The organism is Bradyrhizobium sp. B124 (assembly GCF_038967635.1).
Taxonomy (GTDB): domain Bacteria; phylum Pseudomonadota; class Alphaproteobacteria; order Rhizobiales; family Xanthobacteraceae; genus Bradyrhizobium.
Map to the genome: position 1 here is coordinate 5111090 of NZ_CP152413.1, position 22985 is coordinate 5134074.

Genomic DNA, 22985 nt, shown 5'->3' on the forward strand with positions numbered 1-22985 from the left:
CGCTTCGCTCCATCCGAGCTACGAAATGAGAAGCGTCGCCTGCCTCAGCCGTTCCTGAACGCGTAGGCGTAGCCGTTGAGCGCCGGCGCGCCGCCGAGATGGGCGTAGAGCACCTTCGACCCGGCCGGGAAGAAACCCTTCTGCACCAGATCGATCATGCCCTGCATCGATTTCCCCTCGTAGACAGGGTCGGTGATCATGCCCTCGAGCCGCGCACTGAGTCGGATCGCCTGCTTCGTCTCCTCCGACGGCACGCCGTAGGCGGGATAGGCGTAGTCCTCGATCAGCACGACATCATCCTCGACGATGTCGCGGCCGAGTTCGACCAACTTCGCGGTGTTCTGCGCGATCGACAGCACCTGTGCCTTGGTCTGCGCAGGCGTGAACGAACCATCGATGCCGATCACGTTGCGCGCGCGCCCGTCGGCGGCGAAGCCGACCAGCATGCCGGCATGGGTCGAGCCGGTCACCGTGCAGACGATGATGTAGTCGAACTTGACGCCGAGCTGACGCTCCTGCGCGCGCACCTCTTCGGCGAAGCCGACATAGCCGAGCCCACCATATTTGTGCACGGAAGCGCCGGCCGGGATCGCGTAGGGCTTGCCGCCCGCCGCCTTCACTTCCTCGATCGCCTGTTCCCAGCTCTGGCGGATGCCGATGTCAAAACCTTCGTCGACCAGGCGCACATCCGCGCCCATCACGCGCGAGAGCAGGATGTTGCCGACGCGGTCATAGACTGCGTCCTCATGCGGCACCCAGCTTTCCTGCACCAGCCGGCACTTCATGCCGATCTTGGCCGCGACCGCCGCTACCATGCGGGTGTGGTTGGATTGCACGCCGCCTATCGAGACCAGCGTGTCGGCGTTGGAGGCGATCGCGTCGGGGATGATATATTCGAGCTTGCGCAGCTTGTTGCCGCCGAAGGCGAGCCCGGAATTGCAATCCTCGCGCTTGGCATAGAGCTCCACCTTGCCGCCGAGATGCTTTGACAGCCGATCGAGCTTCTCGATGGCGGTCGGCCCGAAGGTGAGCGGGTAGCGTGCGAACTTCTCCAGCATACTGGCATCCTCTTTGGTGGTCTGGAACGGCGGCCAGAACTATCACTACAGCTGCGAAAGGTGCTCTCTAAGTCAGGCCACCCGATCGCCGAAGATTGCTGAATTTGCACTGGATGATATGTTTTCTCTCACATTACTGGCTAACAATGAGAGATTCTTCCATGTCCGCCCGACTCGATCGCATCGACGTCAAGATGTTGAGATTGCTGCAAAAGAACGGCCGGCTCAGCAACGCCGAGCTGGCCGACCAGGTCGGCGTCAGCCCCGCCACCTGCCATCGCCGGACCCAGGCGCTGTTCGACGAGGGCTTTCTCAGCGGCGTCCGCGCCATGGTCGCGCCGCGCAAGGTCGGCAAGGGCGCGCTGGTGATGGTCGGCGTCGTGCTCGACCGCTCGACGCCGGAGAGCTTTGCGAGCTTCGAGCAGGCGGTGGCGAAGCTGAAGTTCGTGCTCGACTGTCACCTCGTCGCCGGCGACTTCGATTATTTCCTCAAGATCCGCGTCGGCGACATGGAGGATTTCAACCGCATCCATGGCGACCAGCTGATCGCGCTGCCCGGTGTGCGGCAGACCCGCACCTTCTTCGTGATGAAGGAGGTGGTGGACAATGCGGAGCTGGAGTTCTGAGCTGCGGTTCCGCTCAGCACCTACTTCGAAGCTTTGGCGATCTTGTGCGCGAGGTGGCCGGTCTGATGATCTCTGCGGAGTTGGCTCAGCGAGGTCTCGTTCAACGCAGCCAGGACATCGCTCAGCTTCTCGGTTTCGGGATAACCCGCCGCGAAACTTGGCCCGTAAACCTTGCGCAAGGTGCGGAGCAGCGTGTTGCCGTGCTTGCCGCTGATTTCGCCATCCTTGTTGGGATGCCGGTGGTCGAGACCTGCCTTGCTCATGTTGCTCTCCCTTGTACCATTGGCTGGCAGCATCTGCCTGCGGAGATCAAATGGCAATTGAGGCCGCAAACGGCCGGGAACCCACCCAGCGCTCTCACCCATCCTTGGTCGAAGGCGAGTATTCGGTGGCTATTTGCGGCGAATTCGGTCAATGTAACCAACGTGCTCCTGCGGACTCCGGAGAGGCCTGACGCGGCTATCGAACAGCAAGCCGCGTCCATACGGGAAGCCACAGCTCCATTGCGTCACAGCACAGTCCTGCGTGAGAGCACCCCCAACTGCAGAGGTGGACAGATGTCATATGCCTACAAGCTGAATGAAGACGTTCACCACCGGGCCCAGGGGCCGCAAGGTCGCGCCGAGGCCGATGAGCCGGCGGTCTACACCATCATTCAACGCATGCCGATTGAGGCAGACGGGCGGCTTCGATACCGAATCAGGAGCAAGGCAGGCAATATCGAGCGCGTGGTGACGGAAGAGCAGCTGACGTACTCGCAATAGGCAATGCGCCGCCGGGGTTCTGAGCCAGACGCGATCCCCTACAGCTGCGGTGTCGGCCAGCCTGCCCGAGAGGAGTAGTCCTTTCATTCGACTTGATGGGCCGTGCAAATCGGCGCAGTCTCTTTCCGGACTCCCCACAGGGCTGCAGGGTCGCGCGCGTGGATGCGCGGGTCGATTCATCCGGGGATGACCGTCATGAACGTCACGGCGATGAGACTGGCCATACCGTTGCTGGCACTTGCGGCCGGCGGCACCGCTGCGTTCATCTTCGGCATCCACCAAACCCAGCAGATCCTGGGCGTAAACACGCGCTTGATGGCGACGGCGCCATCCGCGCCCACGCAAGACCAAGACAAGACTGCGCTGGCAAAGACGCAGACCGAGACCGCGGCGCTGGCCAACGCTTTGGCAGGACCGTCGCCAACACCGGGCGGCAACGCGGTGCCGGAGTTCGACGTCGTCAGCATCGAGCCGACCGGCGAGACCGTTGTCGCCGGCCGGGCGCTCCCTGGCGCGACGGTGGAATTGCTGCGCAATGGCGAGGTGCATGATCGCGCCGTGGCGGACAAGTCCGGCCAGTTCGTCATGGTGCCGCGCCCGCTTCCGCCGGGAAACTATGACCTCACCCTGCGCATCACGCATGACGGCAAGCAGGTGACCTCCAAGCAGAGCGTGGCAGTGGCGCTCGACGCTGCGGCCAGCGAGCGGCCGATGGTGGCGCTGATGGCGCCGGACAAGCCGATCCGCGTGCTGTCGCAACCTGCGGCGGCGACGCACGGGAAGGTGGCTGTCGAGGCCGTCGAGACCGAACCGGGCGGCAAGCTCCATGTCAGCGCTCAGGCAACTCCCGGCGCGAACGTCAGGCTCTATCTCAACGACAGTCTGATCACATCCGCGACTGCCGACGCAGCGGGGCACCTCTCGGTCACGATCAACAAGGGCGTAACGACCGGCGATTATCGGATCCGGCTTGACGACGTCGACCCCGGCTCCGGCAAGGTCCGCGCGCGTGCCGAAGTGCCGTTCAACGTTCCGGACACGACGACGACCGCATCGATCCCGGCGCCTGCGGCATCGTCCGGCCGTACGGATGGGACCACGCCGCAGGTTGCGGCGGCAACCACCGCCGCATTGAGCTCACCCTCCGCCGTGATCGTGCCGAAGATCACCACGACCACCGTGGCGCGCGGCGACAGCCTGTGGCGGATCAGCCAGCGCGCATTGGGTGCCGGCCAGCGCTACGCGGTGATCTATCGGGCCAACTCGCAGCAGATCCGTAATCCCAATTTGATCTATCCCGGCCAGGTCTTTGTGCTGCCGGCACGGTGAGGCCGGCATTCCGGCAACGCTCACTTGCCGGGGGATTTCAGGAAGGCGACGATCTTGGCGCGATCCTCCGCCGAGCGCACGCCGGTATACGGCTTCATGCCGTTGCCCGACACCACGGCTTCGGGATCCTCGATGAAGCGCAGCAGCGCGCTGTCATCCCAGACAATGTCGGATGATTTCATCGCCTCCGAGTAGGGAAAGTTCGCCACGGATCCGGCCTTGCGGCCGATGATGCCGTGCAGGTTCGGGCCGACACGATTGTCGCCCTCCTTGACGGTGTGGCAGGTGCGGCAAGAATTATTGAACGCCTGCTCGCCGGACACGCCCGCATTCTCGCCATGGGACGGCGACAAAAGCAGGGACATCAGGCCGCAAACGACGACGATGAATCCTGGCCGCATCGGTCTCTCCCTCGGCAATTGCGCTAAGCAAGACAGTTTGCAACATCCCGCCCCGGCCGCCATGCGGTCAACGCAGAGGCCACGCGAAGGGTCCTCATCTGGCAGGCCCCACATCTGGCGCAGGCATGCCCGCCACACTAGATGTGCTGCCATGCAGCACCCCGCCCTTGAGGATTTCGTCGCCGGCCACCAGCGCCTGTTTGTCCTGACCGGGGCCGGCTGCAGCACCAATTCCGGCATTCCCGACTATCGCGACAGCGACGGCAACTGGAAGCGGACGCGGCCGGTGACGATCCAGGCATTCCTGGGTGAGGCGGCGACGCGCCAGCGCTACTGGGCGCGCAGCATGGTCGGCTGGCGGCGGTTCGGCCGCGCGATGCCGAATGGTGCGCATCGCGCCCTGGCGAAGCTCGAACAACAAGGCCGCTGCGAGCTGCTGCTGACGCAAAATGTCGACCGCCTGCATCAGGCCGCGGGCAGCCAGCGCGTGATCGACCTGCACGGCCGGCTCGATGTGGTGCGCTGCCTCGGCTGCGGCGCGACGACGCCCCGCGAGCAGTTTCAGGGCGAGCTGGCGCGGCTGAATCCCGCCTGGCTCGCGCTCGATGCCGTCGATGCCCCTGACGGCGATGCCGATCTCGAGCAGGATTTTTCGTCGTTCGTGGTGCCGGCCTGCGAGGCCTGCGGCGGCGTGCTGAAACCCGACGTGGTGTTCTTCGGCGAGAACGTGCCGCGCGACACCGTTGCGTCGGCGCAGGCGCATCTCGAGCAGGCCGACGCTCTCCTGGTCGTCGGCTCCTCGCTGATGGTCTATTCCGGGTTTCGCTTCGTCCGGATGGCGGAGCAGCGCGGCTTGCCGATCGCCGCGGTCAATCTCGGCCGCACCCGCGCCGACGAGCTGCTCACGCTCAAGATCGAGGACCAGTGCGAGACGGCGCTGGCGTTTTTGCTATAGGCCAGCGCCGTTCGCCCGCGCTCTCACGCGCGATGGCGCTGCGACTTGGCCATCGGCATGTTGGCGTTCCAGTGCGTCCAGCTGACGCTGGCGAGGCTGCCGCGGTCCGTTGCCAACGGACGACGCGTGCGGCGCTCGTACTCGGCGATGCAGCGGCCTGATTCGCCGATCTTGCGCTGCAATTCGTCGATCGTCATCTGCGTCGCGCGGCCGCAATTGGCCTTGCCGAGCTGATCGACCTCGATCGCCTTCAATGCCGCGCGCAGCTTCTTCAGCTGCGCGCGCTGCCAGGCGATGTGACTGTTGCTGTCTGCTGTCATGTGGCCGCCACCATCTTTGATCGTTGCACGCCGTTGGGTACCTCGATGTCGACTTCGAGCATCGAAACGAACTTGCCCCGGTCCATCCGGACCACGACCTTGTCGGGATCGACATCGATATGCTTGGAGACCACACCCAGGATTTCCGAGCGGAGCATCTCCAGAAGGTCCGGCGTGCCGGTCCGGCCGCGCTCATGCGAAAGCAGGATCTGCAACCGCTCCCGCGCGACGGGCGCCGATGCAGAGCGGCCGCCGAACAGCCGCATTACGTTCATCATGCCGCCCTCCGTCGCAGCAGCCGGTCCATCAGCCCCTTGCGCTCGACCGGCACGGTCATCTCCACCGCTTCGCCCATCAGGCGCCGCACCGCGTCGGTATAGGCCCGCGCCGGCGCGCTGCTCGCAGCGTTCAGCGTGACCGGGCAGCCGACATTGGAGGCGCGCAACACGTCCTGGCTTTCCGGGACGATGCCGAGCAGCGGTGTGGCAAGGATTTCCAGGATATCGTCGATCGACAGCATCTCGCCGCGCGCGGCACGCGCGCTGTCGTAGCGGGTGACCAGCAGATGCTTCTCGACCCGCTCGCCACGCTCGGCGCGGGCGGTCTTGGAATCCAGCATGCCGATGATGCGGTCGGAATCGCGCACCGACGACACTTCCGGATTGGTGACGATGATCGCTTCGTCGGCGTAGCGCATCGCGAGCGTCGCGCCGCGTTCGATGCCGGCCGGGCTGTCGCACAGGATCCAGTCGAACTTGGTCTTGAGGTCGGCGATCACGCGCTTGACGCCCTCTTCGGTCAGCGCGTCCTTGTCGCGGGTCTGCGACGCCGGCAGCAGCCAGAGATTTTCCAGCCGCTTGTCGCGGATCAGCGCCTGCGGCAGCTTGGCGACGCCCTGCACCACATTGATGAGGTCGAACACGACCCGCCGCTCCGCGCCCATCACCAAATCGAGGTTACGCAGGCCGACGTCGAAATCGATGACGACGACGTTCTGGCCCATTTGCGCGAGCGCCGCGCCAAGCGCCGCGGTGGAGGTCGTCTTGCCGACCCCACCCTTCCCAGACGTCACGACCAATACCTTGGCCATTCTCTCTCTCCTTGTGGTCGATCAGTTCAAAGCTGTGATGCGCAGCATCTCGCCCTCGAGCCACGCCTGGGCGGGTCGGTTGCGCAAGCTGTCGGCGATTTCATCTGCGGTCTGGTAGTAGCCGTCGATGGCGAGCAGTTCGGCCTCGATCTTCTGGCAGAAGATCCGGGCCGCCGAATTGCCGTTGATGCCGGCCATCGCGCGGCCGCGCAGCGTGCCGTAGACATGGATCGAGCCGCCGGCGACGATCTCGGCGCCGGAGCCGACCGAGCCGAGCACGGTGACGTCGCCCTCGGCGAACACGATCGACTGGCCGGAACGCACCGGGCTTTCCAGCAGCAGCGACGGCAGCTTGGTCTTGTCCTTGTCTTTGTTCTTTTCCTGCGCCGGCGGCGTCTTCGGCTCGACATGGGTGATCGCGCAGGCGCGGCCGCCGGTCAGAAGCGGCGGCAGGTTGGCGCCGAGCTTGGATTCGTCGACGCCCTCGATGCCGAGAATGCGGATGTTGCGTTCAGCGAGGCTGCCGACCAGATGCGCGATCGCGGCCTGGCTGAGGTCGACCGCCGAAAGGTCGAGCACCACAGGCTTGCCGGCGAAGAAGCCCGGCGACTTTCCCAGCGTCGCGTCGATCTCGGCGAGCCAGGACACGACCGGCACGACGGGCGAGAAAACGAACGCAACATAGGAACGGCCGCGCATGCGGACCTGCTGACGTGCCACCTGTTGAGTTGCGTCCATCGCCTCTGACTCGGTTCTCTTGTCGAATGGTTAACAATCGGACCGCATGGTTAATCAAAGGTTAACGGAAGGAGGTGTTTTCACGGATTTGCGAGGACTGCTCCTCGGACAACCGCTGTTGGCTGCGACCTGTTGCCTGGACGCATGATTCTGGGACCGGCGGCGAGGATCAACGCCGCGACGGCGATCGCTCGGCCTGCACCGATGCATCGAACACCGCGCGGCATGACGGGCTGAGCTGCTCGACCTGCGCCGCCATGCAATCCCTGATCCGGCCGCGATCCGGAATGTAGGCGCCGCACAGGCGGACCGCGTCACCCATGCAGGCTTGACGCTGCATGGATTCGTTCAGTCCGGACTGGGCCATGGCGGGCGCGATGGTTGCACCGAGAAGCACGAGGGCAAGACGAAGTTTCATGGATCACTCTCTCACTGGCAGGTTGAAGTGTTGGTCGAGGCTGGATGTCACGACAGCGGCTTGCGGCCGTTGCCGGCTGCGGGTTCGGCGTCGGCTTGCGACGGCGGAAGATGCAGAAGCGTTGCGATCGTCGTATCGAGCAGCTGCGTCCGCGCTGTCTCGGGATCGATCTCGGGCGCAAACCGGCCGAGCAGCATCGGAAAGGCCGGCGGCTGGTTGAGCGCCGCGTTGAGCAACGCAAAGAACAGCGCCGGATGGCTGCTGCGGATGATGCCCGCCGCGATGCCGGCCTCGAAGAGCTCGCGCGCGCTCTCATAGGCCGGACGCAGCAGCTTTTCGGTCACCATTGCGGAGCGCTCCGGCGCTTCCGCACCGTGGCGAACCACGAAGTCCCTCACCTGCGGATGCGAGGCATAGAACGTGGCGACGCGGATGATGAGATCGCGCAGCCGGTCGGCCAGCGAACGGCGCGTGTCGGTGGCGATGGTGTGCACCTCGGCCATCACAGGCTCCGCAAGCGTCACGATGCGGTCGAGGCAGGCCTCCCATAGCGCGGCCTTGTTGCCGAAGTGGACGCGCACGAGATTCGGCGCGACGCCCGCTGCCGCGGCGACGCTACGCAGGTCGGCGCCGTCGAAACCGAGGCTCGCAAAGGCCTCGGTCGCCGCGATCAGCAGCGCCTGGCGGCCGTCGGGCATGTCCTTGCTGCGGCGTCCCTTGGGCCGGGAGGCCGGCAGCGCGGCGGCAGTCGTCGTTCCAATCATCGCTCACCAAATATGTTCAGACGAACATATAAATTGGTAAGTCCGCATTTCAAGTTCGAGGCACGATCTAAAAGCGCATAACATTCAGGTAGATAGATGAAATGCCGCGAATGTGAGCGTGGCGGTCAACCGCCGAAGAAAAAGCCGGCGTCAACCGACGCCGGCTTCATGCCATTGAGCGGATCCGAAAGTGGGCAGCTCAGCTCTTGACGTCAGCAGCCCAGGTCTTCTCGATCTGCTTCACGACGCTGTCCGGCATCGGGATGTAGTCGAGCTCTTCCGCGCTCTTGGCGCCCTTGTCAAAGGCGAACTTGAAGAACTTGAGCGCTTCCTTCGAGGCCGCCTTGTCGGTCGCGTCCTTGTGCAACAGGATGAACGTCGAAGCGACGATCGGCCAGGACTTGTCGCCCGGCTGGTCGGTCAGGATCAGGTAGTAGCCGGGCGCGTTGGTCCAGTCGGCGTTCGACGCCGCAGCCTGGAACGCTTCGTTGGTCGGCTGAATGGTCTTGCCCGCCTTGTTGATCAACGCGGTGTAGGTCAGCTTGTTCTGCTTGGCGTAGGCATACTCGACATAGCCGATCGAGTTCTTGGCCTGCGCGATATTGCCCGCAACGCCTTCGTTGCCCTTGGCGCCGACGCCGACCGGCCATTCGACCGCGGTGCCGGAACCGATCTTGCTCTTCCAATCCGGGCTGACCTTGCTCAGATAGTCGGTGAAGTTGAAAGTCGTTCCCGAACCGTCGGCGCGATGAACCACCGAGATCGCCTCGGATGGCAGCTTGGCCTTCGGATTGAGCTTCTTGATCGCGGCGTCATCCCACTTGGTGATCTTGCCGAGGAAAATGTTGGCAAGCGTCGGACCGTCGAGAACCAGATCGCCGGCCTTCACACCGTCGAGGTTCACCACCGGAACGATCGCCCCCATGATCATCGGCCACTGCGCAAGACCGTCCTTCTGCAACTGGTCGGACTTCAGCGGCGCGTCGGTGGCACCGAAGGTCACGGTGTTGGCTTCAATCTGCTTGATGCCGGCACCCGAACCGATCGACTGGTAGTTCACGCCACTGCCTGAATCCTTCTTGTAGGCGTCGGCCCATTTGGAGAGGACAGGGAAGATAAATGTCGAACCGGCACCGGTGATGTCGGCTGCGAAGCTCGGCGTCGCCATGACCACCAGACTTGCGGCCACGATTGTCTTGACGAATTTCATGTTGATCTCCGTGGAAACGCGAGAGGTCTCGCGCGCGCGATGCTCTCGTAAGCTGTCGCAACGTTTTTTCGGAGGCCCATGACGACGGGATGACAGTGGCCCCTGACCTTCGGCCTACGTCAAAAATTCGGAACCGCACGGGATACCGCCTGTCGCGGTTCCCTTGAGTTTGACGGAGCGTCGCGCTGGAAGTTATTCCGCCTTGATGTTGGCCGACTTGACGATCGGCCACCACTTCTCGACCTCGGCGGCTTGATGGTCGCGCAGCGCGGCGGGGCTCTGTCTATCCGGTGACGGGATCTCCTGCCCGAGTTCGGCGAAGCGTTGCCGGACGACGGGCTCGGCGAGCGCCGACGTCACCGCCTTCGACAGAACAGATACGATATCGGCCGGCGTGCCCTTCGGCGCCCAGATGCCGTGCCAATAGGCGATATAGAGACCCGGCAATCCGGCTTCGTCGACGGTCGGAATATCGGGTGCCGATGCGAGCCGCGACGACGCTGTCACCGCAAAGGCCTTCACGGTCCCGCTCTTCACCTGCGGCAGCGAGTTGGAGGCCTGATCGAACATGATGTCGATATGCCCGGCCATCAGATCGTTCAGCGCGGGACCGGCGCCGCGATACGGCACGAACGAGAAGCGGGTAGCCGTCAACTGCTGGAAGAACACGCCCGCGACATGCGCGCCCGAACCCGGGCCCGCGGTGCCGGCGGTCGCCTTGTCCCCGTTGGTCTTGAGCCAGGCGATCAGCTCTTTCAGATTCTGCGCCGGCAGATCGGGCCGGCCGATGATGAGCTGCGGTCCGCTCGCGATCAGTGCAATCGGCGCGAATTCGCGCACGTCATATTGCAGCTGATAGATCGCGCCGTTGAGGCAATGCGTGCCCCAGTGCCCGATCGTGATCGTGGTGCCGTCCGGCGCCGCGCGCGAGGCGCGCAGGCCCGCGACAGTGCCGGAGGCGCCCGTGACATTCTCGATGATGACAGGATGGCCGAGCGTATTGCGCATATATTCGGCGAGGATCCGCGCCAGCACGTCAGTCGGCCCACCGGCGGCGAACGGCACGATCATCGTGATGGGGCGCGCAAGCGTTTCCGCGCGCGTGCCGCGGCAAGCAAGCGGCAGCGTTGCCGCGCCGAGCGCGAGCTGCAGGAATGGCCGGCGAGACATGTTAGGCATGCGGTTCCCCCTCATGCTCTCATAGAGCCGGCAGTGTCGCGCGGTCCAGCGTAAGACGTCAGAGACGCGATGTCCGTGTTTGAACGGCAAAGCTTGCCGTTGCGCGGCGTCGCCCAAATTGGGCAAATCCCGCGCCCCCTGGATGCCGGTCAGCCCCAACCACGGTCATCGAACTCGCAAGAAAGCGTCATCCCACCGTCAATTGACCGCGACAAGTTGTCGCGGCCAGCGCAGGCGATTCCAAATTCACCGAAATCAAAGAGGGGCGAACTCATGAGTGGCTTTCGTGACTATCTCTTGTCAACTGCCGCGATCGCGGCAGCCATGCTGGCTTGCGGCGTCGCCGTCGCGCAAGCGGATGACGACAACGACCATTCGCAGCGACATGGCTACAAGCACGTCCTGCTGATCAGCGTCGACGGCATGCACGCCATCGATTTGAAGCGTTGGGTCGAAAGCCGCCCCGGCGGCAACTTCGCCCAGCTCACCGGAAAGGGCGTCGTTTATCCGAACGCTTTGACCACCGCGCCATCCGACAGCTTTCCCGGCATGCTCGCGCAGGTCACGGGCGCCACGCCGAAGGGCGGCGGCCTGTTCTATGACGACAGCTATGACCGCACCGAATATCCGGCCAAGGCCTTCTACACCAGCCAGGGTCTTGCGGACCCCGGTTGCGTCGGCCCGGCGGGAACCGAGCTCACCAACTTCGAAGCGCTCGACAAGACCTACAATTACTCCACCGGGCTGGTCGCCGATTACACCGCCGGCGGCACGCTGGGTCAGGTCTACACGCAGCTCGATCCGGATCACATGCAGCGCAAGCTGGTGAACGGCCAGTGCGTGCCGGTCTATCCCCACGAATACGTGCGCACCAACACGGTCTTCGAGGTGATCAAGGAGGCCGGCATGCGCACGGCCTGGTCCGACAAGCATCCTGCCTACGAGGACCTCGCGGGTCCGTCGGGCAAGGGCCTCGACGAGCTCTTCACGCCGGAGATCAACTCGCAGGACACGATCGACCCCGGCGCCCAGCCCGGCGACGACTACACCAAGAGCTTCACCGGCGTCCGCTCCTACGACTCGCTGAAAGTGAAGGCGGTGTTGAACTGGATCGACGGCTATGACGGCACGCGAACCCAGCGTCAGCCGGTGCCCGCGATCTTCGGCATGAACTTCCAGGCGGTCAGCGTCGGCCAGAAGCTCGCCAAGGCCGGCCACGCGGATGCCGACAAATCGCTTGTCGGCGGCTATGCCGACGGCAAGGCGACGCCCGGTAATGCGCTCACGCTGCAATTCCAGTTCGTGGACGATGCGCTCGGCAAGTTCGTCAACGAGCTCAAGACGCAAAATCTCTACGATTCGACGCTGATCATCGTCAGCGCCAAGCACGGCCAGTCACCGATCGACGTCAAGGACCGCGTGGCGATCTCCGACGCGCTGTACAGCAAGGCGCCCGGTTTCGGCACCAACGGCTTCGAGATCTGCGACGACGAGGCGCTCGTCTGGTTGTCGCCGGAGCTGCAGCAGGCGACCAATCCGGCGACCGACCATCCCTACTACGCAGATGCCAAGGCCTACATCCTCGCCCACGCCGCCGATCTGCATATCCAGAAGCTGCTCGACCGCGACGAACTGACCAGGCTCTACGAGGATCCGTTCCACAACAGCCGGGTGCCGGACTTCATCGCCGTCACCGATCATGGCGTCATCTGCACCGGCGGCAGCAAGCTCGCCGAGCATGGCGGCTTCTCCAACGACGATCGCAACGTGCTGCTGCTGCTCTCGTCGCCGCACATCAAGCACGCGCGGGTCGTCGAGGAGACGGCTTTCACCACCCAGATCGCGCCGACGATCCTTCGTGCACTCGACCTCAATCCGCGCAGCCTCCAGGCGGTTCGTGACGAGGGTGTCGAGGCCCTGAAGATAAAATAAAGCCGCAGAGGGGCATTCCCTCCAGCGGCACAACGCACCAAACGGCTTGCGCCGGCACACCGTGACCGGGCAAGCCGAGCGGCCGGGCCTTCCATATCGGCGCCCCTATCGCGGGGCGCCGATTCTATTTGCCATGAGCGCGTCAGGAGCCGAACTTCGCCCGCAGCATGGGGCCAAGGAGATTCGAGTAATCGTCCGTCCAGAGTGCGCTGGCCGGATCCGGCGACATGGCGGCCCAATGCCGAGCCGCCTCGCCGACATCGTCAGGCGCGCGCGCAAGCATCACCACCCGGGACGCCGTCCTTAGCGTGGTCATGACATCGCCGACCGGATGCCCTTCCTTGAAGAGTGCGATCAACCCCTGGGACTGCGCGATATTCGCCATGATCGGCGCGAGATCGAGATGGCGGTTGGAGATATGCACGAGAATGACCCCGTGCGGCGCCAGCTTCGACACATAGCCGGCGATCGCTTCACGCGTCAGCAGGTGGACCGGAATGCTGTCGGACGAGAAGGCGTCCAGGACGATCAGGTCGTAGCGATCAAGCGAGGCCTGCAGTGTGAGACGCGCATCGCCGAGCACGAGGCTGGCCTTCGGCGCGCAGCGCGACAGGAACGTGAAGAAGGTTGGATTGCTCGCGATCCGGATCACCTCGGGATCGATCTCGAAGAACGTCCAATTCTCTGCGCCGCGACGGAGACAGGCGAGTGTGCCGGTACCGAGGCCGACGACCGCAACCCGTCCGAAGCCACTCCGGGCGCTGCGTGCCGCCGCAACCCCTTCAGCCAGCGGGCTGCCCGGATAGTAGTAGCTTTGAGGCTGGGGCGCTCCGGAGACTGGCGTGCTGTCGTCGTTCCGCAACCGCTCTGCGCCATGCATCGTGTTGCCGTGGAACAGCAGCCGCGCGCGGCCATCCGCGAGGTCGACCACGGTATGGACCCCGAAGAAGCTGCGCGCGGTCTCGATCGGGGCCATGCCCGGACGCCAGAACGTCGTCAGCATCAGGCCGGTGACCGCCAACCCGGCAAATGACACCGGCCGCTGGCGCAAAAATATCATGCCGGCCGCCAGCAGGACCAGCAAGGCCCGGAACGGCAGCTCGAAGGAGGCCGGAAGCTGCAACTGGGTCACGTACCAGACCATGGCAAGCGCGATCGCCACCGCCAGCCATGGCAACGCCTTGATCAGCGCCTGGCGCGCGCCGCCTGCGAACATGCCGGGCAGTGCCAGCAATGCGAGCGCGATCAGGATCGGATATTCGTAGTTGCCGGAAAAGATCTGCGGCGCCAGCAGGCCCGCGAAGGCGCCGCCGAGCACACCGCCGAACGAGGTGCACAGGAAGAACTCGGTCAAGCGTTGCGGGTGCGGACGCCGGGCATAGAGCTCGCCATGACAGAGCAGCGCCAACAGCGTGAACACGACGAGGTGGAGCACGATCGTCGTGAGCCAGAACACCTTGGCGCCGACCAGACTGATCGCAAGGGGGGCCACGGCGAACGGAACGAGACGCACCACGGTCGCGTGGCTGATCCACGGCCGGTCGCGGAACACGACAACGAAGCTGAACAGATAGAGCGCCAGCGGAATAACCCACAGAAAGGGCGCTGCCGCGACGTCGGTTGTCAGATACGCGGTCACCGCGATGACCAGCCCGGACGGAATGGCCGCAAGCGCGATCCACTGCAGCCTGTCGGCCACGCTGACGACCGATGTCTCCGGCGTCGGCGTCACCTTCACGGCACCGTTGCCTCGTCCGAGCACGACGGCAACCGCCGCGACGAGCAGCGCGAGGACCGCAAAGCCGAACGACCAGATGCTCGCCTGCATGTTCAGCGCCAGCAGTGGCTCGACAACGACAGGATAGGCAAACAGGGCCGCGAACGAGCCAAGATTCGATGCGGCATAGAGCACATAGGGATTGTCGGCATCGCGATGGCCGCTTCCGGCGAACCAGCTCTGCAACAAGGGCGCGCTCGCCGACAACGCAAAGAACGGCAGGCCGATTGACGCAGCGAACAGTCCGAACAACCAGAGCGCGGTTCCATCGGCGGGTGGCGCACCCCAATTGGGCGCGATCGCAATCGGCAAGGTCATGGCCGTGACGGCGAGCAGGAGCAGGTGGACGAGGCCTGCGCGCTGCGTCCCGAACAACCGGCCGAGCAGATGTGCATAGGCATAGCCGGCGAGCAGGACGGCCTGGAAGAACACCATCGCCACCGACCAGACCGAGGGCGCGCCGCCAAGCTTCGGCAGCACCATTTTCGCGAACATCGGCTGAATCAGGAACAGCAGCAGCGCGGATACGAACACCGTCGCCACGCTGAGGAACGGCAGCAGGCGCGTATCATCGGCAGAACGCGATACCTCCGGAAGCGTGCGATCCGGCGCGTTCTCAAAAAGTGACATTCGTTGGCCCTTGCAATCTTTGCTTGCAAGGTAGTTAGCCGCGCCTAAGCAAGGGTTAATCACAGTTCAGGGAGCGCGTATCGGCGACGGAGAAACAGTTTTGCCTATCGAACCTCCGCCGGTGCCCCGTCACCTCTTGTCCGGCGTCCCTTCAACACCGGAGCCAAATCGCACCCAGTTCTGCCCATCGAACTTCTGTAATTGCATTCGCTCGATCGGGTAGTGGTCGCTTGGCGATGTCGTCAACACAATATCCGGAAGCAGCATGTCGAGGTGAACCCCGTTCAAGGCCTCGGCCTGCCGCATGACGTTGGCGCGCGTCAGGTCATCCCCGCATTGCTTGAGCACGTCAACCAGCGCCTGCGCGGCGTTGTATCCATAGACCACGTAAGAATTGTCTCGATCCTCGCCCGGCATGTGCTCGGCCATGAAATCGGAGAATCTCTTCAAGCCGGGGTCGTCCTTCCAGGCCGCATCCGCGGGGTCCTTGCTGTAACTTGCGGTGATGATGTCCCTGGCGTTCTCGAGGCCGGCGGGCTTCAGCACGGCGCTGATCGACTGCGAGTTTCCATGCAGAATCTGCACGGGCTTCCAGCCGATCTCTGCCGCTTTCTTGATGGCCTGGGCCGCAAATTTCGCGGAGGCAAAATTGACGAAGATGCTGGCGCCGGAGAATTTCAGTTTCACAAGCTCGGAATCGATCGTCGGTGCGCTCGTCTCATAGGTGACCTCGGCGACGATGTTGCCCGCTGCTTCGCCGAGACCGTCTTTCAAGCCCTTGATGTTGTCCCGTCCGAAGTCGTCATTGGACGACAGCACGGCAATCTTTCCGTTGGGATGGTTCTCGCGCAGGTACTTTCCGTAGATGCGTGTTTCGCTCTGGTAGCTCGGCTGGAAGCCCATCGACCACGGATATGCCTTGTGATCGCCGAACACGGTTGCGCCCGCCGCGATAAACAGCTGCGGCACCTTCCTGGCGTTGACATATTTGATGACCGACATGGTGGTCGGCGTACCGAGTTGATTGAAGAGCAGCAGCACCTCGTCGCTCTCGATCAACTTGCGGGTCTGCTCGACGGTCTTCGGCGGACTATAGGCATCATCATAGGAGATGAACTCGATCTTGCGGCCGTTAACCCCGCCCTGATCGTTGATCATCTTGAAGTAGGCGGCTTCGGTTCTGGCGATGATGCCATTCGAGGACAGCGGCCCACTGTAGGGAGCCGTGTTGCCGATCTTGATCGCCGTGTCGGATACGCCGGTATCGTAGCGCTTCTCCTCGTGAGCCGAGCCCGGCGCTGCAACGGCGAGGCCGGTCAGGATCGTCAGCGCGACACCCAAACAAGCGGATCTCGCCTCGCGCGCGTGCCGTGGCATCTCTTTCCTCGCGGTTTTGATATTCGATCGGCAATCGGCCAGGCGCTACGCCGTCTTCAAGTCGAACTCGAAGCGGGTTCCCCACGTCGTGAGCTGATCGATCGTCCACACGCGAGGACGTTGGGGAAATGCATCGTGCCACGGTCGCGGCTCGAAAATATTGAGCTCTGGAACGAGCACGTCCATGTCGGAGTAGAGCTCGATCAGAAAGCGGCTGGGGTCGTAGTGATAGGAGGCGAGGTTGTGGCCCGCGGTGTGCCGCGACGGGCCCCAGAGCATCTGATGACCTGTCGTCGCGAGAAAATCCGCGGCATCGTGATGCGCGGCGCGGCTGCGCAGCTCGAAGGCGAGATGGTGAACACGCGCCTCCGGTGCCGCGATGATATTGAGCACGTGATGATCGTGATTGCAGGTCAGGAACGTGGCTATGCCCTCGAACCAATCGGTCGCACGAAACCCGATCGCCGAACAGAATTTGATGAGCTTGTCCGCCTCCGGCGCCATCAGGGCGACATGTCCGAGGCGCGTCGGAACGACACCCGAGGTGCGGAAGCCCGGGCCGGGCATAGCCATCTCCGGCACGAGGTGCAGTGTGTGCCCGGCGACGACGACCTCCACCAGTTCCGGAACGCCCGGCCGCGCGTCGCTCTTTCTTTCCGCGGAAAGTCCGAGATCGCGCAGTGAGTGAATCGTCTCGTCGACCGCTTCTTGACCGATCCTCAGGCCGAGAGCGGTGAGGCGTTTATCGGACGCCGGCTTGATGGTGATGTTGTGGTGATCGACACCGAGGCTGAAATAGGTGCGGCCGTCGGAACCGCGCTCGGTCGGAGTTGCGCCGATCACTTGATCATAATAGGCGATCTCCTGTTCTGCGGCGGGCGTATCGAGATCGACATAGGCGATTTGGAAAGCGCGGGTCATGGTTTTTCCTCCAGCGTCGCCGCGACGGCTTCTGCGTCGTAGCCATAAAGTCGGTTCATTGCCTCGGGGCTGCCACGCACGCCGCGCGTGGCGAGGACGTGATCCCGCTCGATCTGTTGCGGTCCATCCGGCATGTGGAAGCTTGTGGAATTGGCGCGGGATCGCTCCTGCACCTCGGTCGCACGCGGCTTGCGCAATGCGACGTAAGCCCGAAACGCAGACGGAATGTCGAAGGCTGTGTGATTCAGGCAGGCCGCCAGGGCCGCGCCGTCCTCGATGGCCTGTGCGGCGCCTTGTGCCATGAACGGCAGCATGGGATGACAGGCGTCCCCGAGCAGCGCGATCCGCCCTTGCGTCCATTCCGGAAATGGATTGCGGTCGAACAACGCCCACTTGTACGTCTCGTCGACCGCGTTGAGGATCGTCGCAAGCTGCGGATGCCACCCTTCATAAATCTTGACGGCATCCGAGATCGAACCGCGGTCGGACCACTGCTCCCGCGTCCAGGTCGCCGCTTCGCTCACCGCCACAAAATTCAGAAAGCGGCCGGCGGCGACGAAGTAATGGACGAAGTGTCCGCCCGGCCCCACCCAGTTCGTGACGTCGAGCGGCAGGTCGAGATGCGCGACGCGCTCCAAAGGCGCGAGCCCGCGATACGCGATCTGCCCCGAGAACCTCGGCTTCTCCTCGCCGAACAGACACTCACGAACCCTGGAGTGGATGCCGTCGGCCCCGATCAGGAGATCGCCGCGCGCGGACGTACCATCCTCGAAATGCGCGGTCACGCCGCTGTCGTCTTGCTCGACATCGACCAGACGGCGTCCGAGCTTGATCTCCCTGGGACCGAACGCGTCGGCCAGGAGGGCGATGAGGTCCGCCCGGTGAAAATGGTAATAGGGCGAACCATAACGGTGCTCGAGGACGTCGCCCAATTCCTCGCGCCCCAGCACACGGCCGTCCTGCCAGCGACGAAACACCACCGCGGCGGGGCGCACGGCGGCGCGCGCCATGGCATCGCCAAGCCCGTAGCGGCGAAGCAACCGGGAGGCGTTGGGGCTGATCTGGATGCCGGCGCCGACCTCGCGTTGCGCCATCGTCTGCTCGAACAGGGAAACGTCGAGACCAGCCCGGCGCAGCGCAATGGCAGCGGCCGTGCCCCCGATGCCGGCGCCGATCACGAGGGCACGCAGCGACTTCACCGCTCACCTCCCCAGCCGAGAGCCGTCGCGAGGATCGCGTCAGCATTGGGTGCCTTGCCGCCCGTTCCACGCCACGCGATGTGATGGTCGGGGCGCACCAGCAGCAGGTCCCGGCCATAGACGCCCTTCAGATCGGGCTCGTCGAGTTGCAGGATCGACAGCGGGATCCGCCGTCGCGCCGCAGCGTCGACGAAGGGTGACAGTTCGGCGCCGCGGAAATCGATCAGCGTGAAATGCTGACCCAGCCGATCGTAGAGCGCCGTCTCATCCTTGAGATACGTGCTGGGCAGGCGGGCACCGGGCGTGGTCGTCGGCTTGTAGACGACCGGATCGAACGGAAACGGAGCGGCCTTCGCGTCGGCGACGATCGGCGATCCTTCATAGACAAAGCCGTGCTCGATCCCGAAACATTCGTTCTCTGCGTTGCCGAGCCTGGCAAGCTCTGCACCGACTTCGGCGCGGCGCACGGGATTTTCGCTGTTGTCGCCTTGCAGCAAGTTTCCATAGGCTTCGGCAATCTGCATTCGCACTTGCATATGGCGGCCGGACGCGTCGCGATTTCGTGCGGCGACGGGGCGCCGCTCAACTTCGTAAGAGGCGAGCAGGCCAGGCCCGCCGAAACCTTGCAGCGTCGCAGCCAGTTTCCAGCCGAGGTCGATGGCGTCGCCGACCCCGGAGTTCATCCCATAGCCGCCGGTCGGGATGAACTGATGCGCGGAGTCGCCGGCGAGGAGGACGCGTCCCTTGCCATAGGATTCGGCGACAAGGAGATGAGGCGTCCAGGCATTGGCGACCAGGATCTCGAAAGCAAACGGCCGGCCGGCATAGGCCTCGACCAGCGCGCGTGGATCGAGCTTGCTCGCATCCTGCCCGGGCAGCACGGGAACATGCACGGTCCAGATATCATCATCGTTCTGGGCGATCATGGTTCCAAGCGGCGATTGGTAGTGCCAGGCGACGCCCCAGCGCTGCAACAGGTCGCGCTCCGTCGATCGGAAGTGAATCATGTAGAGCTCGCCGACGCGCGACTGCCCCTCCAGCGCGATATCCAGTCCCGCGCGGACGCGGCTGGAGCCGCCGTCGCAACCGATCAGATACTGACAGCTGACCTGCTCTTGCGCGCCACTTCCCTGCTCCCGCAGCACAGCGACGACGCCATCGTCTTTTGCTTCAAAGCTTTCAAAGGCGACGCCGAACCGCACGTCGACTTCCGAACGGGCGTCGATGGCCTGCTTCAGGACAGGTTCGATCTCGACCTGTGAAACGCGCATCGGCGGTTCGAGCGGCTGGGTGCCGTCGTTCCTGGTTCGGCCGTGCTTTCGAAACTCACTCGGGCTCATGTATCGGAAACGATGCAGCTCATATCCCGCGAGGCTCGTGATCCAGGAGACGTCGAAGGGATGATCTTCCGCTACCGCGACCTTTCGCAACGCGTCCGACAGGCCGAACCGGCGGAACAGCTCCATGCTGCGGCTGTTGGTGATATCCATCTTCGGGTGGCGGGTCGTCGTCGCATTCCGCTCGACCAGCATGGAGCGAATGCCGAAACGGGCCAGGACGTTCGCAAGCGTCATCCCGACGGGACCGCCCCCTGCAATCAAAACCGGAACCGATTTCATTGTTTCCTCCCATAAGGACCGGCGGCGGATTTTATGTTGTTGCCGCTCGCGCGCCACGTCAGATCAAGATCTGGCCTGATCGACTCCCTCAACTCCGGGCACTGTGCGCATCGACCTCGGCCAGGCTTTCATCCTCCTGGCGATCGATACGACGTCCGTTCGCAACCGCGCGCAGCGACGTCGACGAAGGTCAGGCAGCTGCACGTACCGCATCATCGCTCTCCTGCACGATCGGATTGCGAAGTACGCCCAATCCCTCGATCTCGATCTCGCAGACGTCGCCGGGCTTCATGTAGAGCGGCGGCTTACGTGCAGCGCCGACGCCGGACGGCGTGCCGGTCACGATCAGATCGCCCGGATACAACGTTATACCCTCGCTGATCAGCGCGACCAGCGTTGCGACATCGAAGATGAGGTCGGAGGTCGATGTCTTCTGCATCACCGTGCCGTTCAAGCGCGTCTCGAGCGTCAGGCCGCGGGCGCCGGGCGGAAGTTCGTCGGCCGTCACCAGCGCAGGTCCGAACGCTCCGGTGCCGTCGAAGTTCTTGCCCATGGTCCATTGCGGCGTCCGGAACTGATAATCCCGGATCGTGCCGTCATTGAAGATCGAATAGCCGGCGACATGATCGAGCGCCGCGGACTGCGGGATATGGCGACCGCCGTGCCCGATGACTGCGACAAGCTCGCCTTCATAGTCGAGCGCTGCCGAAACCTTCGGCCGCACGATCGGCGCACCGTGCCCGATCAGGCTCGACGAGAACCGGCCGAACAGCGTGGGGTAGTCGGGCTGCTGGATGCTGCTTTCGGCGGTGTGGTCCGCGTAGTTCAGTCCAACACAGATGATCTTGCCGGGTGAGGACAGCGGAGGAAGGAAGGTCACGGCTTCCGGATCGAGCGGCTCGCCCTTGAGAAGCGCCGCTGCGAGATCCTTCAGCCCGTCATGCCCGCCGGCGAGGGCGCGCTCGAGCCGGCCGTGCGCTGCGCCATCATCAAGTCCCCGATATCGGCCGGCCGGATCGGCCACGGCGAGGCCGCGCTTCGCGTTTCTTTCGTAAGCGATGAACCGCATGGGGTGTTTCCTCCGTGTTCGTCTCCTCTAGCACATAAAATGCATATTACAAATAAAAATGCATTATTTTAGAATCGTGCATATTTTTGATGACTCGGATCACCCCTTTTGTTATGGCTAAGCCCATGGAATCACCGACGAGTCTGACCCACGGGGCCTATGCGAAGCTTCGCGCCCAATTGCTGGCCTGCCGCTTCGCGCCCGGAGAAAAGCTGAAAATCGACGATCTGTGCCGCCGCTTCGAGGTCGGGTCGAGCGCCGTGCGCGAGGCTCTGTCGCGCCTCGCATCAGAGGGTTTTGTGGTCAGCGAACCACAACGCGGTTTCCGCGTGGCGCCGTTGTCCGTCGATGCGCTGAGCGACCTCACAAATGTTCGATGCAGCATCGAGGAACTATGCCTTCGCGGCGCGATCGAGAAAGGCGGGATCGAGTGGCAGTCACAGGTGGTCGCTGCGCTGCATCGCCTGTCGCACACGCCGGTATGGGCAGATAAGGCCGCGCGACGCTACAGCGAAGAGTATTCGAGGGCGCACGAGATTTTTCATGAAGCGCTCGCGTCGGGATGCGGCAGCCCCTGGCTGCTCCACTTGCGCGCGACGCTTTACAACCACTCCGAACGCTACCGCGCGTTTTCCGGTCCCTTGTCCAAGGTGGACAGAGACCTCGACAGGGAACATCGGGAGATTGCAGAGGCCACTCTGGCGCGGGACAGCGAACGCGCCGTCACGCTGATGAACCAGCACCTGCAAATGACCACGAAGGTCATCCTCGATTCCGTATTGGCCGGGCGCGAGCCGGCTCCGGAATCTGCAAGGGCGAAACCAGGCGAGGCTTATCTGCCTGAAAGCCTGCCTCGCAAACGCGGCGCGCCCGCCTGACGCAGGCAGCATTTCGAACCGTTTCGGCGCAGCGTCATGGCTGCCTTCGACGCCGACCATCGTTGGGCTCCTTGCCGAAGACCATCTCGTCGACAAGCCGCCAATAGGCGGCAACAACCTTCGGGTCACCGGATGACAGTCCGCTGGTCACCTGCATTTCGGGACCGAATTCCGAAAGCGTGGCGGTGAGGCTCACCATCATGTAGTGAAACAGGATCGGGTCCGCGGCGGGAAGCAGACCCTGCTTCTGAGCCTCGGTGATCTGGGGCAATAGCCGGCCCAGAAGCGGAGCCAGGACCGCTTCTGCCACCCATTTCAGCCGCGGATTGTTGGTCAGGGTCTCCTGACGCATGAACCGATGAAACTCGGGAAATGCGACGGTGTAGCGGAACAGGGTCGTGTATTCCTGGCGCAGCCGCGCCAACGGCGACGGATCGATCCCCGCCTCCACCGTTCTATCCCATTCGGCACGGATCTGCGTGAAGGCGTGCTCGGCGGCCGCGCGCCACAGAATGTCCTTGCTTCGATAGTGATAGGTGATCAGCGGGTGTTGCAGGCCAAGCCGGTCGGCGATGGCGCGAATGCTGGCGCCGTCGAATCCTCGCTCGGCAAACTCCGCAATGGCGGCATCGAGGATCGCGGTGCGCGTTTCAATCGAGCGCTGTTGTTCGGCCCTCTTGCGCGGCCGCTCCCGGCGTCCGGCTGCCGGCCCCGTTTTCTTCGCCATTTGG

24 protein-coding genes are annotated in these 22985 nt (G+C 63.8%); 6 read left to right on the forward strand and 18 right to left on the reverse strand.

All coding sequences use genetic code 11. The features are described from left to right. Window positions 1-44 precede the first annotated feature (44 nt). Entirely contained in the window at window positions 45-1058 is a 1014-nt protein-coding gene (locus AAFG13_RS24360; protein WP_342708471.1) for a 1-aminocyclopropane-1-carboxylate deaminase, read from the reverse strand. 161 nt (window positions 1059-1219) lie between these two features. Here AAFG13_RS24360 and AAFG13_RS24365 point away from each other — a divergent pair, with 161 nt between their 5' ends. Beyond that, the gene (locus AAFG13_RS24365) at window positions 1220-1684 is read left to right on the forward strand and encodes an Lrp/AsnC family transcriptional regulator (RefSeq protein WP_342708472.1); all 465 of its coding nucleotides are present in this window, start codon (window positions 1220-1222) and stop codon (window positions 1682-1684) included. Between the two features lie 20 nt (window positions 1685-1704). Here AAFG13_RS24365 and AAFG13_RS24370 read toward each other — a convergent pair whose 3' ends face one another. Beyond that, a complete protein-coding gene (locus AAFG13_RS24370) occupies window positions 1705-1947 on the reverse strand; it encodes a hypothetical protein (protein WP_092122334.1) in 243 nt (80 codons plus the stop codon). A 294-nt stretch (window positions 1948-2241) separates the two neighbouring features. Here AAFG13_RS24370 and AAFG13_RS24375 point away from each other — a divergent pair, with 294 nt between their 5' ends. Next, entirely contained in the window at window positions 2242-2448 is a 207-nt protein-coding gene (locus AAFG13_RS24375; protein ID WP_092122331.1) for a hypothetical protein, read from the forward strand. A 195-nt stretch (window positions 2449-2643) separates the two neighbouring features. Beyond that, window positions 2644-3777, forward strand: coding sequence for a LysM peptidoglycan-binding domain-containing protein (locus AAFG13_RS24380; RefSeq protein ID WP_342708473.1), 1134 nt, complete (start codon window positions 2644-2646; stop codon window positions 3775-3777). A 20-nt stretch (window positions 3778-3797) separates the two neighbouring features. On the opposite strand, the gene AAFG13_RS24385 is transcribed toward AAFG13_RS24380, so the two are convergent. Further along, window positions 3798-4178, reverse strand: a complete 381-nt coding sequence (locus tag AAFG13_RS24385) for a c-type cytochrome (protein ID WP_342708474.1) — start codon at window positions 4176-4178, stop codon at window positions 3798-3800. Between the two features lie 61 nt (window positions 4179-4239). Here AAFG13_RS24385 and AAFG13_RS24390 point away from each other — a divergent pair, with 61 nt between their 5' ends. Then, complete coding sequence (locus AAFG13_RS24390; RefSeq protein WP_342713385.1) at window positions 4240-5133, forward strand: NAD-dependent protein deacetylase; 894 nt, start codon at window positions 4240-4242, stop codon at window positions 5131-5133. Window positions 5134-5156: 23 nt separating this feature from the next. On the opposite strand, the gene AAFG13_RS24395 is transcribed toward AAFG13_RS24390, so the two are convergent. The 8 genes from AAFG13_RS24395 to AAFG13_RS24430 form a co-directional block, all read right to left on the reverse strand. Next, a complete protein-coding gene (locus tag AAFG13_RS24395; protein WP_092122321.1) occupies window positions 5157-5453 on the reverse strand; it encodes a hypothetical protein in 297 nt (98 codons plus the stop codon). Beyond that, entirely contained in the window at window positions 5450-5728 is a 279-nt protein-coding gene (gene minE / locus AAFG13_RS24400; protein ID WP_171948207.1) for a cell division topological specificity factor MinE, read from the reverse strand. Before minE ends, AAFG13_RS24395 begins: the two co-directional genes overlap by 4 nt. Beyond that, window positions 5728-6543, reverse strand: coding sequence for a septum site-determining protein MinD (gene minD / locus AAFG13_RS24405; RefSeq protein ID WP_092122315.1), 816 nt, complete (start codon window positions 6541-6543; stop codon window positions 5728-5730). Before minD ends, minE begins: the two co-directional genes overlap by 1 nt. A gap of 21 nt (window positions 6544-6564) precedes the next feature. Next, window positions 6565-7281, reverse strand: a complete 717-nt coding sequence (gene minC, locus AAFG13_RS24410) for a septum site-determining protein MinC (RefSeq protein WP_092122312.1) — start codon at window positions 7279-7281, stop codon at window positions 6565-6567. A gap of 169 nt (window positions 7282-7450) precedes the next feature. After that, entirely contained in the window at window positions 7451-7699 is a 249-nt protein-coding gene (locus tag AAFG13_RS24415) for a hypothetical protein (RefSeq protein ID WP_212316731.1), read from the reverse strand. A 47-nt stretch (window positions 7700-7746) separates the two neighbouring features. Continuing rightward, a complete protein-coding gene (locus AAFG13_RS24420; RefSeq protein ID WP_342708475.1) occupies window positions 7747-8463 on the reverse strand; it encodes a TetR/AcrR family transcriptional regulator in 717 nt (238 codons plus the stop codon). A gap of 199 nt (window positions 8464-8662) precedes the next feature. Continuing rightward, window positions 8663-9673, reverse strand: a complete 1011-nt coding sequence (gene pstS, locus AAFG13_RS24425) for a phosphate ABC transporter substrate-binding protein PstS (RefSeq protein ID WP_342708476.1) — start codon at window positions 9671-9673, stop codon at window positions 8663-8665. Window positions 9674-9865: 192 nt separating this feature from the next. Continuing rightward, on the reverse strand, window positions 9866-10852 hold the full coding sequence (locus AAFG13_RS24430) for a tripartite tricarboxylate transporter substrate-binding protein (RefSeq protein WP_342708477.1): 987 nt from the start codon (window positions 10850-10852) through the stop codon (window positions 9866-9868). 273 nt (window positions 10853-11125) lie between these two features. Here AAFG13_RS24430 and AAFG13_RS24435 point away from each other — a divergent pair, with 273 nt between their 5' ends. Then, window positions 11126-12784: an alkaline phosphatase family protein gene (locus AAFG13_RS24435; protein ID WP_342708478.1), complete on the forward strand. Its 1659-nt coding sequence runs from the start codon at window positions 11126-11128 to the stop codon at window positions 12782-12784. A gap of 142 nt (window positions 12785-12926) precedes the next feature. On the opposite strand, the gene AAFG13_RS24440 is transcribed toward AAFG13_RS24435, so the two are convergent. The 6 genes from AAFG13_RS24440 to AAFG13_RS24465 form a co-directional block, all read right to left on the reverse strand. After that, window positions 12927-15191, reverse strand: coding sequence for a fused MFS/spermidine synthase (locus AAFG13_RS24440; protein ID WP_342708479.1), 2265 nt, complete (start codon window positions 15189-15191; stop codon window positions 12927-12929). 129 nt (window positions 15192-15320) lie between these two features. Continuing rightward, window positions 15321-16568 (reverse strand): ABC transporter substrate-binding protein, encoded by a 1248-nt coding sequence (locus AAFG13_RS24445; RefSeq protein WP_342708480.1) that lies wholly within the window; start codon window positions 16566-16568, stop codon window positions 15321-15323. Between the two features lie 45 nt (window positions 16569-16613). Further along, window positions 16614-17489 carry a VOC family protein gene (locus AAFG13_RS24450; protein WP_342708481.1) on the reverse strand — a complete coding sequence of 292 codons (876 nt, stop codon included), beginning with the start codon at window positions 17487-17489 and terminating at the stop codon, window positions 16614-16616. Next, the gene (locus tag AAFG13_RS24455) at window positions 17486-18667 is read right to left on the reverse strand and encodes an FAD-dependent monooxygenase (protein ID WP_342708482.1); all 1182 of its coding nucleotides are present in this window, start codon (window positions 18665-18667) and stop codon (window positions 17486-17488) included. Before AAFG13_RS24455 ends, AAFG13_RS24450 begins: the two co-directional genes overlap by 4 nt. Before the next feature lie 17 nt (window positions 18668-18684). Continuing rightward, entirely contained in the window at window positions 18685-20307 is a 1623-nt protein-coding gene (locus AAFG13_RS24460) for an FAD-dependent monooxygenase (RefSeq protein ID WP_342708483.1), read from the reverse strand. 190 nt (window positions 20308-20497) lie between these two features. Next, window positions 20498-21376 (reverse strand): fumarylacetoacetate hydrolase family protein, encoded by an 879-nt coding sequence (locus AAFG13_RS24465; protein ID WP_342708484.1) that lies wholly within the window; start codon window positions 21374-21376, stop codon window positions 20498-20500. Between the two features lie 125 nt (window positions 21377-21501). Here AAFG13_RS24465 and AAFG13_RS24470 point away from each other — a divergent pair, with 125 nt between their 5' ends. Then, window positions 21502-22254 (forward strand): FCD domain-containing protein, encoded by a 753-nt coding sequence (locus AAFG13_RS24470; RefSeq protein ID WP_342708485.1) that lies wholly within the window; start codon window positions 21502-21504, stop codon window positions 22252-22254. A gap of 34 nt (window positions 22255-22288) precedes the next feature. On the opposite strand, the gene AAFG13_RS24475 is transcribed toward AAFG13_RS24470, so the two are convergent. Next, window positions 22289-22981 carry a TetR/AcrR family transcriptional regulator gene (locus tag AAFG13_RS24475; RefSeq protein WP_342708486.1) on the reverse strand — a complete coding sequence of 231 codons (693 nt, stop codon included), beginning with the start codon at window positions 22979-22981 and terminating at the stop codon, window positions 22289-22291. Window positions 22982-22985: the final 4 nt, after the last annotated feature.

Coding starts and splice junctions, on each gene's coding strand:
- AAFG13_RS24360 (WP_342708471.1), bottom strand. CDS start 1,058: ATGCTGGAGAAGTTCGCACGCTACCCGCTCACCTTCGGGCCGACCGCC.
- AAFG13_RS24365 (WP_342708472.1), top strand. CDS start 1,220: ATGTCCGCCCGACTCGATCGCATCGACGTCAAGATGTTGAGATTGCTG.
- AAFG13_RS24370 (WP_092122334.1), bottom strand. CDS start 1,947: ATGAGCAAGGCAGGTCTCGACCACCGGCATCCCAACAAGGATGGCGAA.
- AAFG13_RS24375 (WP_092122331.1), top strand. CDS start 2,242: ATGTCATATGCCTACAAGCTGAATGAAGACGTTCACCACCGGGCCCAG.
- AAFG13_RS24380 (WP_342708473.1), top strand. CDS start 2,644: ATGAACGTCACGGCGATGAGACTGGCCATACCGTTGCTGGCACTTGCG.
- AAFG13_RS24385 (WP_342708474.1), bottom strand. CDS start 4,178: ATGCGGCCAGGATTCATCGTCGTCGTTTGCGGCCTGATGTCCCTGCTT.
- AAFG13_RS24390 (WP_342713385.1), top strand. CDS start 4,240: ATGCGGTCAACGCAGAGGCCACGCGAAGGGTCCTCATCTGGCAGGCCC.
- AAFG13_RS24395 (WP_092122321.1), bottom strand. CDS start 5,453: ATGACAGCAGACAGCAACAGTCACATCGCCTGGCAGCGCGCGCAGCTG.
- minE (WP_171948207.1), bottom strand. CDS start 5,728: ATGAACGTAATGCGGCTGTTCGGCGGCCGCTCTGCATCGGCGCCCGTC.
- minD (WP_092122315.1), bottom strand. CDS start 6,543: ATGGCCAAGGTATTGGTCGTGACGTCTGGGAAGGGTGGGGTCGGCAAG.
- minC (WP_092122312.1), bottom strand. CDS start 7,281: ATGGACGCAACTCAACAGGTGGCACGTCAGCAGGTCCGCATGCGCGGC.
- AAFG13_RS24415 (WP_212316731.1), bottom strand. CDS start 7,699: ATGAAACTTCGTCTTGCCCTCGTGCTTCTCGGTGCAACCATCGCGCCC.
- AAFG13_RS24420 (WP_342708475.1), bottom strand. CDS start 8,463: ATGATTGGAACGACGACTGCCGCCGCGCTGCCGGCCTCCCGGCCCAAG.
- pstS (WP_342708476.1), bottom strand. CDS start 9,673: ATGAAATTCGTCAAGACAATCGTGGCCGCAAGTCTGGTGGTCATGGCG.
- AAFG13_RS24430 (WP_342708477.1), bottom strand. CDS start 10,852: ATGCCTAACATGTCTCGCCGGCCATTCCTGCAGCTCGCGCTCGGCGCG.
- AAFG13_RS24435 (WP_342708478.1), top strand. CDS start 11,126: ATGAGTGGCTTTCGTGACTATCTCTTGTCAACTGCCGCGATCGCGGCA.
- AAFG13_RS24440 (WP_342708479.1), bottom strand. CDS start 15,191: ATGTCACTTTTTGAGAACGCGCCGGATCGCACGCTTCCGGAGGTATCG.
- AAFG13_RS24445 (WP_342708480.1), bottom strand. CDS start 16,568: ATGCCACGGCACGCGCGCGAGGCGAGATCCGCTTGTTTGGGTGTCGCG.
- AAFG13_RS24450 (WP_342708481.1), bottom strand. CDS start 17,489: ATGACCCGCGCTTTCCAAATCGCCTATGTCGATCTCGATACGCCCGCC.
- AAFG13_RS24460 (WP_342708483.1), bottom strand. CDS start 20,307: ATGAAATCGGTTCCGGTTTTGATTGCAGGGGGCGGTCCCGTCGGGATG.
- AAFG13_RS24465 (WP_342708484.1), bottom strand. CDS start 21,376: ATGCGGTTCATCGCTTACGAAAGAAACGCGAAGCGCGGCCTCGCCGTG.
- AAFG13_RS24470 (WP_342708485.1), top strand. CDS start 21,502: ATGGAATCACCGACGAGTCTGACCCACGGGGCCTATGCGAAGCTTCGC.
- AAFG13_RS24475 (WP_342708486.1), bottom strand. CDS start 22,981: ATGGCGAAGAAAACGGGGCCGGCAGCCGGACGCCGGGAGCGGCCGCGC.